The following is an 11595-nucleotide window of genomic DNA, read 5'->3' on the forward strand; positions in this document are numbered from 1 at the left end:
CGAAATCCGCGATCCAGGCTGGCCGACGGTGGTCGAGGGCCGACGTGGGGCGGGCGGGTCAGCGGCGGTCAACGCCGGGCCCCTCGTCGAGGGAGCCGCTGATGCGGCCGGCCGAGCCGCGGGTGTCGAAGACGTCCGTGCCGAGGCGGGCGGCCGTGCGTGTTTGGTCGCCGGGGGCGGTGCCGAGGCCGCTCGGGCCGGGGAGGGGCAGGGCGCCGAAGCCGTTCATGCCGTCCGGGAGGGAGTCGGGGCCGGGGCCGAGGGGGTCGAAGGTGACGTCGCCGCCGGGGGCCGTGCCCAGTTCCGCGGAGGGGTGCTGGTCCTGGGGCGGGTCGACGATGTGGGCGCCGAGGTCGGAGAGGGAGGCCGAGGCCGTGGTGCTGTCGTCTGGGACGTTCAGGTGGCCCGAGGTCGAGCCTGACGACGGGTCGAAGTCGGCCGGGACCACGCGGAGACCAAGGGCGGGGGTCGGTGAGTCCACGGAAGGACCAAGAGCGGGAGTCGGCGAGCCCACAGAAGGACCAAGAGCGGGAGTCGGTGAGTCCGCAGGAAGACCCCGAGCACGAGTCGGTGAGCCCGCGGGAATGCCGAGGGCGGGAGTCGGCGGGCCAGGGGTGCGAGTGGGCGAACCCACCGAAGGGTCCACTGTAGACGTATCAACCGGAATAGCCAGAAATCCCGCCAAGACACGGAAAAGGCCGTCGATGGTGGAGGTGGCCGTCGCGCACAGACCCTGGAACGCGGCGTAGCGGCTGCTGAACTCGGTCGCGAAAGGACCATTGAGCCATTGGCGGGCGGCGCGGGTGGCGTAGTCGTTGTCGCCGGGGTCGCAGTCGCGTAGGCGGTTGTGGAGGTCGTTGCCGGGGCTGGTGGAGTCGAGCCACTGGGCGAGGTCGAGCAGCTCGTCCTTCGAGACGGCGCCGCCTTGGGCCACGACGGCAACCCGTTGCGCCACCGGAAAAGGCGCGCCCGCGATCGAGTCGGTGCGGAGTTTCAGCGCTTCGTCCACTTTGGTCTTCAGAGCCGTGAAGACGTGGGTCATCGTCTCGGGGATGAGCTGGGCGGCGCCGGCGAGGTGGTCGAGCAAGGCGCCGGGGTGGAGGCGGCTGTACGCACTCTGAGCGGCCGTCGCGGCGGGGCTTTGCCAGTCGCGGAAGAGGGTGGTGGAGGCGGTGGTCGCGTCGGTGTGGGTGGAGTCGAGGGTGTCGCGTGTGTGGGCCAGCGCGTCGGCGTCGGCGAGGAACTTGCGGAAGTCGAGGCCGGCGCTGTCCTGGAACTTGTCCCGGATGTCCTTGTCCACATCGATCTTCGTGGCCGCGAACGCGTTCCAGACCGTGGCCCACTGCGCGAAATAATCCAGCGCCGGCGCGGCGAGCGCGAGCACCTCGTCGGACGTCACCACCCCGACGCCACCGGGCTCGGGTCCACGCAGCGCGCCGGTCATCGGCTCGCCGTGTTCCGCGCGGTGTCGACGTGCTCGCCCTCGACGGACGCGTAACGCCCCGCCGCCACTTCGACGCTGCTGCCGAACGACGCGAGCTCGCCCGCGTAAGCCTGGACGGCGTCACCCAGCGCGGCGAACCCGTTGCGGTACGCGGCAAACGCCCCGCCGTGCCCGCGCCCGAAATCCGCCTCGACCACCTGCGACGCCACCCCGGACACCCGCCCCGCCGCGGCCTCGAGCGCGCCCTTCGCGGCGCGCATCGCCTCCGCGTCCGCCCGGTGGCTGCCCTCCGGCATGGCCACCCCCTCACTCCGCCGACCCGCACCCACTCCGACGCACGCCGACGGCGCCCGGTGCCGCTGTCCGTGCACCGGAAATCTAGCGAGTCAGAAGGCTCGAGTCGACGTCGACAAAGAGCTCAGTTCGCGAGCCAGTTGGTCTCGGCGAAGTCGGTGTCGTCGTCGACGGCGTGCGCGGCCCGCCGATGCCGCCCGGACGGCTCGGCCGGCTGTTCCGCGGGCGCCGGAGCCGCGGGCCGCCTGCCGTAGCGGACCTCGGGATCGTCGGCGGTGCGGAACCCGGCGCGGCGCTCGTTCTCGGTCTCGTCTTCCTCGAACCCGTAGTCGTTCTCGTCGTCGGCCCGGTTCCCGACGGTTTTCTCCGTCGCCCAGCCGCCGGCCGCGTTCGCGCGACGGTTGCGCTCCTGCAGCCGGACGAACACCTCGCCCTGGATCTTGCCCTGCTTCTCGAGCTTCTCCTTGCTCTCAACCACCGCCTCGGCGCGGTTGCGGTCGAGTAAGGCCGACCGGGCGCTGTTCTCGGCCTCCAACGTCGCGAGCTTGGCACGCATCGCGGCCAGCGCGTCCTGCGAACTCATCGGACTCCCCTTCCCGACTCCGGCTAGCGGCCCATCACGGGGTCATCGTCGAGCGAACCGCTGATGCGGTTGCCGGACTTCGTCGATTCGAACAGCCCGCGGTCGACTCGGTACGCGCTCGAAGACCGCTCCTGGTCCTGGCCGCCTCCGCCCGCGCCGCCCATCATGCCGCCGCCCATCATCCCCATCGAGGAGGACTGCTGGCCCGGGTGGTCGCCCATGGTCGGCGCGGCGCCGAGCGGCGACGTCGACGGGTCGGCCGCGCCACCGCCCAGGGGCGCGCTCGCGTCCGGGCTCGTCCCGAGCGAGTCGTCCGGGGCCTCGAAACCGCTGTGACTGTCGAGCGGGTTGGTCAGCGACTGAGCGGTGGTCGAGTCGTCGACCGCCGCGGGTCCGTCCTGCCCGGTGTGGCTCGCCGCGTCGGCGGTGAAGCCGGCCGGCTGCGGAACGTCCGCGGCGTGCTGCGGGCCGCCGTCCGCCGCGTGGAGCGGGACGGCTTCCTGCCCGTTCGAGGGCGCCGGCGAGTCCTGGCCGCCGAGCCCACCGCCGGTGCCGGCCGAGTGGCCCGCCCCGTCCTGCGGGCCGCCCAGGTCGCCCGAGTGGGAGGCGCCCGGCACATCCGGCAGCCCGTGCTGCGCCGTGGTGCCCGGCGCAGCGGTGCCCGTCGGGTCGGCACCCACGAGCGCGTCCGGCTTGTCATCGTCGCCGAGGGTGTACTTGACGGGCTCGCCGCTGCCGTCGTCGACGGTCACCACGGTCGGCCCGTCCGGCCCCGACGGCTGTTCCGCGGTGATCTTGAGGCCGCCGTCCTCGATGTGGATCTTGCCGTCCGGGCCTGGCTCGTAGGTCTTGCCGGACGCGTCGGTGAGCTGAGCGCCATCGTGACCCTGGGGGCCGAAGCCGGGAGTGGTTTGGCCAGGCGGACCGGGCTGGCCGGGAAGACCCGGCTGGACGGGCTGACCTGAGTGGACCGGTTGACCCGGCTGACCGAGCTGACCCGGCTGGCCCGGCTGGCCCGGCTGCCCGGGAACCGCGGCAGCACCGTCCTTCGGATCGTCGAAGTCCAGGTTGTACTGCTTGGGGTGCCCGGTGCCGTCGTCGACGGTGATGCCCATGCGGCCGTCGGAGTCCGGCTCGGTCATCGCGATCTTGTGGTCGCCCTGCTCGACGGTCATCGTCTCGGGCTCGGCCGTCTTGATCGCCTCGCCGGTGCGCGGGTCGATCGGGTACGGCTTGCCCGTGGCGGGGTCGGTCTCGAGCGGCTGGTGCGTGACCGGGTTGAGGGCCGGGTCGGTCGCGTCCGGCGTCTTCGGCAGGTCGACCTTCGGCATCGCCGGCGTCCCACCGCCGCCACCGGCCGAGGGCATCCCGCCGCCACCGTTGCCTCCGCCACCACCGCCGCCACTGCTGCTGGACGGCTGGGTGCTGCCCGGGTCCGGCGGCGCGGCCTGGTCGACGTTCGAGAACGGATCCTGCGGCAGCTGCGCGAAGAAGTCGGTGAGCGCGCGCCAGGCACCGTCGACCGCGGTGTGCGTGTTGGTGCACATCGTCTTGAAATCGCGGATGTACCCGTCGAAGAACTTCCCGAAGTTGTCCTTCAGGTAGATGTTGCACTGGTCGACGATGTGGTTGATCGTGTCGTCGTTGAGGTCGCACGAGTCGTCGTCGATCATCCGCTGCGATTCCTGGTCCAGGAACTTCGCGCAGTGCTTGAAGTCGTCCTGGCTGGCGTTGCTGCGCAGCTCGGCGATCCGGGTGATCCGGTCGAGGTCCTGTGCGGTGACCTGGCCGAGCGACTCCACCCGGTACTTGATCATCCAGTTCGCCTTGTCGCGGCAGGCCTTGCCGACCGACCCGCAGGCCGACTTCATCGCTTCGGCCGCGTGCGTGGCGGAATCGGACACGATCTTCGCGTCGGCCGTGTAGTTCTTGCGGAAGTTACCCGCTGAGTCGGCCGCGCTGCCGTGCCAGTCCGCGAGGTTGGTCGACAGCTGGCCCTCGACGTCCGTCGAGGCGTTGACCACGGCCCCGCTCAAGGCCGTGAACTCGTCGGCACCCGTCATGAACTTCGTGAACGGGATCTTCCGCTGCTCGTTGTAGAGCTTGTAGAGGTCGTCCTTGCCGGCGGGCTGGTAGGTCCCGACCACTGCGACGGCGCGGTTGAACAGCGGCACCCAGATGTCGAATGTCTTCATCCCGGGCAGGCCCAGTTCGAGGATCTCGTCGGAGGTGTTTGCGCCGGCGTTCGTCGGCGAAGCCTTCGCGGCTTGGGCGTCGAGCTTGCCCTTGGCGTCGTCGGCGGCCTTCTTGTCCGCCGCCCGCGCGTCCGACTGGTTCTTGTCGTAGTCGCCCTTCGCCTGCGAATAGGCCTTGTAGACGTCGCTGTTGCTGTGGTGCGTGTTGACGTCCGACGGCGGATCGGCGGACAACCCCATGTCCCGCTTGATCCGGTCGCGCCACTGCTCGAACTCGTGCTGGTCCTTGAACCCGTATTTGGTGGGATCGGCACCGTCGAGGTAGGTGAGGTATTTCCAGGCCAGATCCGAGCCCGCCTGGGTTTTCCCGAGATCGTGGTCGTAGAGGATCTGCTCGACTTCCTGGCGGGACGGAACGTCGTCGCCCTCGCCGGCGCTCACTTGCCCGCCGCCTTCACCGCGGAGCCGGAAGCGTCCTCATTGACCTGGTAGTGGCCGCCCGCCGAGTTGAGCTTCTGGGCGAAGGCATCGGAGGCCTTCAGATAGGCGTCGGCCATTCCAGCCAACCGGAGGACACCCGAGTGGTACGGACTGAAGTTGGTGCCGTGCGCTTCACCGAAGTCGGCGGCCACGATCTGCACGTCCTTGACCGCCGCGAGAGGTTGTTGCAGCGTGTTCCGCGGCATTTCGCTCACGGCTTTCGCGGCCCTCGTCAGCGCCTCAGTATCGACCTTGTGGCCGCCCGCCATCACTCGCCCTCCCTAGAGCACCTGTGTTCCAGCACTCTAGGACGCACGGAACCCGCCCCCGGTGCCATCGCACTCGCACACGGAATGTACCCGGGCTGTGACGACGGGCGCAGCGATTCGGCGATCCGGGACGATCAGGAGACCGCGGACACCACACCGGCCAGCCGGTCCGCCGCCGCTTGGGCCGTGGAGTGGGCCGGGGCCTCGACCATGACGCGGACGAGCTGTTCGGTGCCCGAGGGGCGCAGGAGGACGCGGCCCTCTTCGCCGAGTTCGGCTTCGACCTCGCCGACGGCGTCGCGGACTTCGGAGGAGCCCGCGACGGCTGCCTTGTCCGCGACGGGGACGTTCACGAGGACCTGGGGCAGGCGGTTCATCACGGACGCCAGCTCGGCGAGCTTCTTGCCGGTGGCGGCCATGCGGGACATGAGGCGCAGGGCGGTCAGCAGGCCGTCGCCGGTGGTGGCGTGGGCGGGGAGGACCACGTGGCCCGACTGTTCGCCGCCGAGGGCGAGGCCGGAGGCGCGGAGCTCTTCGAGCACGTAGCGGTCGCCGACGGACGTGGTGATGACCGTGATGCCGTGGGCCTTCATCGCGAGGTGCAGGCCCAGGTTGCTCATCACGGTGGCGACGAGCGTGTCCTTCACCAGCTCGCCGTCCTCGGCCAGCGCGAGGGCCAGCACGGCCATGATCTGGTCGCCGTCCACGAGCTCGCCCGAGGCGTCCACGGCGACGCAGCGGTCGGCGTCGCCGTCGTGGGCGATGCCCAGGTCGGCGCCGTGCTCGACGACGGCGGCGCGGAGCAGGTCGGGGTGGTTCGAACCGCAGTGCTCGTTGATGTTGATGCCGTCGGGCTCCGCGTGGAGGGCGACGACCTCGGCGCCGGCGCGGCGGTAGGCCTCGGGGGCGGCGACGGCGGACGCGCCGTTGGCGCAGTCCACCACGACCTTCAGGCCGTCGAGGGGGTGCGGCGTGGCCGAGACCAGGTGGTCGACGTACAGGTCGAGCGCGTCGGAGACGTCGGACACGCGGCCGACGCCCGAGCCCGTCGGGCGGACGACGTCGGCGCCGCCGAGGCCGGCCTCGATCTCGTCCTCGATGCTGTCGGGGAGCTTGTGCCCGCCCGCGGCGAAGAGCTTGATGCCGTTGTCCGGCATGGGGTTGTGCGAAGCCGAGATCATCACGCCGAGATCGGCCTCCAGCGCGCCCACGAGGTACGCGACGGCGGGCGTCGGCAGCACGCCGAGACGCAGCACGTCAGCGCCGGCCGACGCGAGTCCCGCCACCACGGCGGCCTCCAGCATCTCGCCGCTGGCGCGCGGGTCGCGGCCGACCACGGCCACCGGGCGGTGCGAACGGTCGTGCGCGGCGAGCACACGCGCGGCGCTGGCCGCGAGCGAAAGCGCCAGCTCGGGGGTCAGCTCGGCGTTGGCCACGCCTCGTACCCCGTCGGTGCCGAACAGTCGGGCCATCTCCACGACCTCCTAGGTCCAAATCGACCACGACAACCTAGCGGCGGCTGCGACCCGGCCGGGCCCTGCCCCCACCCCAGGAATGTCGCGGACCGCGCGCGAAATGCATCACTGTGGGGCGGATGGGACGCATGAGGTCCCAGAGAACACGTTCAGACAGCATTCTTGACCACTGCGGAAAGCACGAGAGCGCCCATCCGGTGGACGGATGGGCGCTCCCGAGGTTGCCTCTCACGTGGCCAAGCACTTCAGACCCCGCGCGGCCGGCAACGCACCAAGCCAGCGCGACCCACTGGGGGTCCAGGGGGCTTGCCCCCTGGCGGGGGTTTGGGGGTTCGACCCCCGATGTGATCGTGGAGAGAGCCCCGGCGAAGCGCCGCCAGGCGTGAGCATGGCTCACCTGCGAACGAAGCCGCAGACTCCCCCACGACCACCTACGCCATCAGCGCTTCGAGTACTGCGGAGCCTTACGGGCCTTCTTGAGGCCGTACTTCTTCCGCTCCGTGGCGCGCGCGTCACGAGTCAGGAAGCCGGCCTTCTTGAGGGCCGGGCGGTCGTCGGCGTCGACCTCGACCAGGGCGCGGGCGATGGCGAGGCGCAGAGCGCCGGCCTGGCCCGAGATGCCGCCGCCGTGGAGGTTGGCGAAGATGTCGAACGAGTCCGGCTTGTCGACCGTGACCAGGGGCTCACGGATGAGCTGCTGGTGCACCTTGTTCGGGAAGTACTCCGCGAGGGTGCGGCCGTTGAGCTTGAACTCACCGGTACCGGGGACGACGCGGACGCGGACCACGGCCTCCTTGCGACGGCCGACGGTCTGGGCGTTGCCACCCGCGGCACGCGACGGGCGCGGGGCGGCGGGCGTCTCGCTGGTCGCGACAGCGTCGCCGACCGCGGGGGTCTCCGACGTGGCCACAACGGCCTCGACGGCCTCGGTCTCGGTGCTGGTCACAGACTGTTCCTCACTCACTGCGCGACCTGCGCGATCTTGGTGATCTCGCGCGCCTGCGGCTGCTGCGCGGCGTGCGGGTGCTGCGGGCCGGCGTACACCTTCAGCTTCTTGGCCATGGCGCGGCCGAGCTTGTTCTTCGGCAGCATGCCCTTCACGACCTTTTCGACAAGGTGCTCGGGCTTGGTGTCGAGCAGCTCGCCGAAGGAACGCTTGCGCAGACCACCGGGGTAGCCACTGTGGCGATACGCGAACTTCTGGTCGCGCTTGTTACCAGTGAGCGCGACCTTCTCGGCGTTGACGATGACGACGAAGTCGCCGGTGTCCACGTGCGGGGCATAAGTCGGCTTGTGCTTGCCGCGCAGCAGCGTGGCGACCTCGGTCGCGAGCCGGCCGAGCACGACATCCTCGGCGTCGATCACGTGCCAGGCACGAGTGACGTCGCCGGGCTTGGGGCTGTACGTGGGCAAGGGTCTACCTCGTCGTCAACATTGCGTGTGGGTTCTGTGCGGGCCTAGCGCTGACGCGCCGCAACGCACAACGACATATGAAGATACGCCTCTGCTTACGTGACCCGTGCAGCGGGGGGTGCCCGCCGGTCGAGACCCCCGAAACCGGGCACCTCGGACCGCACCGATGATTCTAGCGGCCGAGGTCACGGAACCACCCACGCGGGCCCGCATGACCCGTCAAGATGAGACGATCCGCGCGGACAGCCGAACATCCCCGGGGGAAAGCGATGACGAAACGGGCACGCCAAGCGGCGCTCGCCCTGGGCGCCGTGCTGGTGCTCGCGACCGCGTGCGGGCAGGCTCGCGCCGGCACCGCGCTGCCCAACGGCGACCAGGCCTCGGCCTACGTCGGCGCCAAGTTCGAGAAGGCGATGTCGAAGCTCGAGAACTCCATCCTCGACGCGCGCGACGTCACCAACTCCGCCGACGCCTACTTCAAGTTCGACGACAAGTGGATCCACAGCGTGATCACCTCGGCCCGCACCGGCAGCCCCGAGAGCCGCGTGGTCCACAACCGGTCGCAGAAGAACCCCGACGAGATCATCGACACGTTCACCCCCGCCGACGGGACGCTCGAGTACGTCTACCTCGGCCCCACGTACAAGTCGCTCGAGCCGACGGCGTGGGTGTCGATGCCGAAGCCCGAGGCCGGGCTGATCCAGCCGTGCGCGTGGGGTGGCGTGCTCACGGCCTGCAAGATGGCCAACGCCGTAGACGACTCGTACAACGCCGACAAGAAGGCCGTACGCGGCGCGAAGAGCTCGGCCGACGGCTCGGCGGAGCTGACCGTGAACGTCCCCTTCTCGCAGTTCCTCGACAAACGCGTGGAGCTGCTGCCCGACTCGCTGCTCAAGGAGGTGGGGCCGCAGCTGAACAAGTCCGTGATCCCCACCACGATCAAGCTCAAGCCGGACGGTTCGCTCGCCGAGTTCGTGATGGCCGCCAAGTTCTCCGGCGACGGCCACAACATCGAGCTCAACTACGACTTCCGCTTCACCGGCAAGGCGACCGCGCAGGACCTGCCGAAGCTGCCGGACGCGAGCCAGATCACCGCACTGCCGGACGACGCCGCGAAGCAGGATTTCTACAACCGGCTCGCCCAGCTGCAGGGCAACTGATGAGCACCCGAGGTGACCTCCGATGACCCAGCCGCCCGAGCAGCACCGGCAACCACAGCAGTGGTGGCAACCCCCCGCGGCGCCCGCAGCCGGCGGCCCCGGTGCGCAGGAAGCCCAGTACGCCGGCCAGTGGCAGCAGGGCCCGACGCAGCAAGGCCCGATGCAGCAAGGTGGCGCTCAGCAGGGTGCGTGGCAGCAGCCGCAAAACCCGCCGCAGCAGCAAAACCCGTGGTCGCAGGGAACGCCGGCGCAGTACCCCAACACCGGCGGGCAGCCGTACGCCAATCCCCAGCAGTACGTGAACCCGGGAGAGCAGTCGTACCCCGGTGTCGCCCCGCAGCAGTATGCGGCGAATGGTCTACAGCCGTACGCGAACCCGGCGAGCGGACCGCAGCAGCAGCCCTACGCCACCGGACAGCAGGCGCAGCAGGTGCCGGGCGTGCCGCCGCAGCAGCCGGGCGCGGCGTTCGGCGGCGGGTTCCAGCCGACGACGTACGGCGGACTCGGCGCGTTCTCCGCCGAAGCCGTGAAGAAGGCCCCGCGCTCGAAGCGGCCGTGGGTGATCGCTGGCGCGGCCGTGGCCGTGGTGATCATCGGCGGCGGCGCGGCGTGGCTGCTTGGCGCGTTCCAAGGGGACACGCTCGACCAGAAGTCGTTGCAGGACGGCGTTTCCCGCGTGCTCGCCGAGAACTACGGCGAACCCGACGTGAAGAACGTGGCCTGCCCTTCGGGTGAGTCCACGCAGAACGGCACCACCTTCGACTGCACGCTGCAGCTCGGTGGGCAGCCGCGCAAGGTCACTGTGCGGGTGCTCAACGACAAGCCCGAGTACGAGGTCGGCGCGCCGCACTGAGTGCCCGGGGACGCGCCAGTCCACACCGGACGCGGCGAATCGCCTTTCCCACACACGAAAACTTGCCCCGCACACGATTGCGCCACAACGAAAACGGCGGGCCCGCACCGAAGTGCGGAGCCCGCCGTGGTTTCGTCAGAACCCGAGAATCAGAAGAGGTTCTCGACGTCCTTGTCGGTCTTGGTGTAACCGTCGGCGATCTCGGGCAGCGCGATGGCGATCTGCGCCAGCAGCTGGGTGAGGTCGTTGAAGCTGTTGTCCCAGTCGGCCTGGGCCTTCAGGTAGTTGTCCTTGGCCGCACCGGTCCAGGTGTTCGTGAGCTTGCTCAGGTCTTCCTTGAGCCGGTCGAACGAGGACTTCAGGTCCTTGGTGGTCGAGTTGCAGTCGTCAGCCGCCCGGTGGATCGTGGCCGGGTCAACGAGGATGCGTGCCATGTCGTACTCCTGTCAAAGTCGGGGTGTGGAATGGATGAACTGAACGTTGACGCTCGACTCAGCCGAGGACGCCGAAGCCCTTGTTGAAGCTGCTCACGATTTCGTTCTGCTCGGCTTCAGTGCGCTGGTACTTGGAGCCGGCTTCCTGCAGCAGGTCCGCAATGCGCTGGAGCGACTGGTTCAGCTTCTTGCCCGACTCGTCGAAGCGCTGCATGACGTTGTTGAACGCCTGAGCCGCTTCGCCGTCCCAGCCCGCGCGGGTGGCTTCGATCTCGCCCTGCAGCGTGGAGAGCCGCTGGTCCATCGCGACGCGAACATCGGTGACCTGGTTCTCAGCGTTGGTGAACTCTTCCGGAGTTCCTTCAAAGCCGCCAGCCGCCATGGGAACTACCCCCTTCATCTCATTGGTCGTGCGTACCGGCGTCCTGTTTCCGCCGTACACCCCTACGACGAAGACAGTGCCAGGTTCGGTTCACCCTTGGTGCGAGATTTCCCAAGTAGTTGCTTGCGTGAACGCCACTCGGGGGAACCGACGCCGCCGAGCCGAGCGCGACGCCGCCGGGAAAAGTCGCAAAACCCTTGGCCTACTGGGCAATTAGCACACGCACAGCCGGAATGAACCAGTTTCACGGTTCCCGGCTCATGATTCGCAACTGCGAAAAGTCCTCTTCGTCATCACTCGTTCGTGCGGCCGGCGAGGGAACTTCGGGCTCGGACCGGACCAATTCGGCCTCCGTCGGCAGGTGCGGCATCGGCAGGCCGCACGCCGCGCGGAACCGGGCGGCGGCACCGCGCAGCACCCGCGGAGTCGGTTCGACGGCGCCGCCGCCCGCGAGCCGGTGGCGGGCGTAGGCCTTCATCAGTTCCCGGTTGTCCTCGCGGTGGCGGACGTTGCGGGCGAGCGCGGTGCCGGCGACCCGGCGCGCGTGCGTGACCGCGTCCTGCCCCGCTCGCGTGAAAGCCGCCGCGGCGGACTCGGGTTCCGACGGCACGGG

At 69.7% G+C, this 11595-nt stretch carries 13 protein-coding genes; 2 read left to right on the forward strand and 11 right to left on the reverse strand.

Annotation, left to right across the window (positions count from 1 at the left end; all coding sequences use genetic code 11):
* Positions 1-58: 58 nt before the first annotated feature.
* The 8 genes from AB0383_RS13850 to rplM all read right to left on the reverse strand — a co-directional run bounded on the left by AB0383_RS13850 (position 59) and on the right by rplM (position 8153).
* Complete coding sequence (locus AB0383_RS13850) at positions 59-1444, reverse strand: hypothetical protein (RefSeq protein ID WP_366187255.1); 1386 nt, start codon at positions 1442-1444, stop codon at positions 59-61.
* Positions 1441-1740, reverse strand: coding sequence for a hypothetical protein (locus AB0383_RS13855; protein ID WP_364183325.1), 300 nt, complete (start codon positions 1738-1740; stop codon positions 1441-1443). The genes AB0383_RS13850 and AB0383_RS13855 overlap by 4 nt, the downstream gene beginning before the upstream one ends.
* A 122-nt stretch (positions 1741-1862) precedes the next feature.
* The gene (locus AB0383_RS13860; RefSeq protein ID WP_364183328.1) at positions 1863-2321 is read right to left on the reverse strand and encodes a hypothetical protein; all 459 of its coding nucleotides are present in this window, start codon (positions 2319-2321) and stop codon (positions 1863-1865) included.
* A 23-nt stretch (positions 2322-2344) separates the two neighbouring features.
* Positions 2345-4957, reverse strand: coding sequence for a hypothetical protein (locus AB0383_RS13865; protein ID WP_366187258.1), 2613 nt, complete (start codon positions 4955-4957; stop codon positions 2345-2347).
* Positions 4954-5265, reverse strand: coding sequence for a hypothetical protein (locus tag AB0383_RS13870; RefSeq protein WP_364183334.1), 312 nt, complete (start codon positions 5263-5265; stop codon positions 4954-4956). The genes AB0383_RS13865 and AB0383_RS13870 overlap by 4 nt, the downstream gene beginning before the upstream one ends.
* 134 nt (positions 5266-5399) lie before the next feature.
* Positions 5400-6737: a phosphoglucosamine mutase gene (gene glmM, locus AB0383_RS13875; RefSeq protein ID WP_364183337.1), complete on the reverse strand. Its 1338-nt coding sequence runs from the start codon at positions 6735-6737 to the stop codon at positions 5400-5402.
* 442 nt (positions 6738-7179) lie between these two features.
* A complete protein-coding gene (gene rpsI, locus AB0383_RS13880; protein WP_364183552.1) occupies positions 7180-7650 on the reverse strand; it encodes a 30S ribosomal protein S9 in 471 nt (156 codons plus the stop codon).
* 50 nt (positions 7651-7700) lie between these two features.
* The gene (rplM, locus tag AB0383_RS13885) at positions 7701-8153 is read right to left on the reverse strand and encodes a 50S ribosomal protein L13 (RefSeq protein ID WP_220246114.1); all 453 of its coding nucleotides are present in this window, start codon (positions 8151-8153) and stop codon (positions 7701-7703) included.
* 269 nt (positions 8154-8422) lie between these two features.
* Between rplM and AB0383_RS13890 the strand changes: the two genes are divergently transcribed.
* Positions 8423-9313 (forward strand): hypothetical protein, encoded by an 891-nt coding sequence (locus AB0383_RS13890; protein WP_366187261.1) that lies wholly within the window; start codon positions 8423-8425, stop codon positions 9311-9313.
* Between the two features lie 22 nt (positions 9314-9335).
* Positions 9336-10166: a DUF4333 domain-containing protein gene (locus AB0383_RS13895; RefSeq protein WP_366187263.1), complete on the forward strand. Its 831-nt coding sequence runs from the start codon at positions 9336-9338 to the stop codon at positions 10164-10166.
* A 149-nt stretch (positions 10167-10315) separates the two neighbouring features.
* Here AB0383_RS13895 and AB0383_RS13900 read toward each other — a convergent pair whose 3' ends face one another.
* From AB0383_RS13900 to AB0383_RS13910, 3 genes are all read right to left on the reverse strand, one after another.
* Complete coding sequence (locus AB0383_RS13900; RefSeq protein WP_364183346.1) at positions 10316-10600, reverse strand: WXG100 family type VII secretion target; 285 nt, start codon at positions 10598-10600, stop codon at positions 10316-10318.
* Between the two features lie 58 nt (positions 10601-10658).
* Complete coding sequence (locus tag AB0383_RS13905) at positions 10659-10982, reverse strand: WXG100 family type VII secretion target (RefSeq protein ID WP_220246110.1); 324 nt, start codon at positions 10980-10982, stop codon at positions 10659-10661.
* Positions 10983-11226: 244 nt separating this feature from the next.
* Complete coding sequence (locus AB0383_RS13910; protein ID WP_220246109.1) at positions 11227-11592, reverse strand: hypothetical protein; 366 nt, start codon at positions 11590-11592, stop codon at positions 11227-11229.
* Between the last annotated feature and the right edge of the window lie 3 nt (positions 11593-11595).

It is taken from the genome of Amycolatopsis sp. NPDC051373 (assembly GCF_040689465.1).
GTDB lineage: Bacteria > Actinomycetota > Actinomycetes > Mycobacteriales > Pseudonocardiaceae > Amycolatopsis.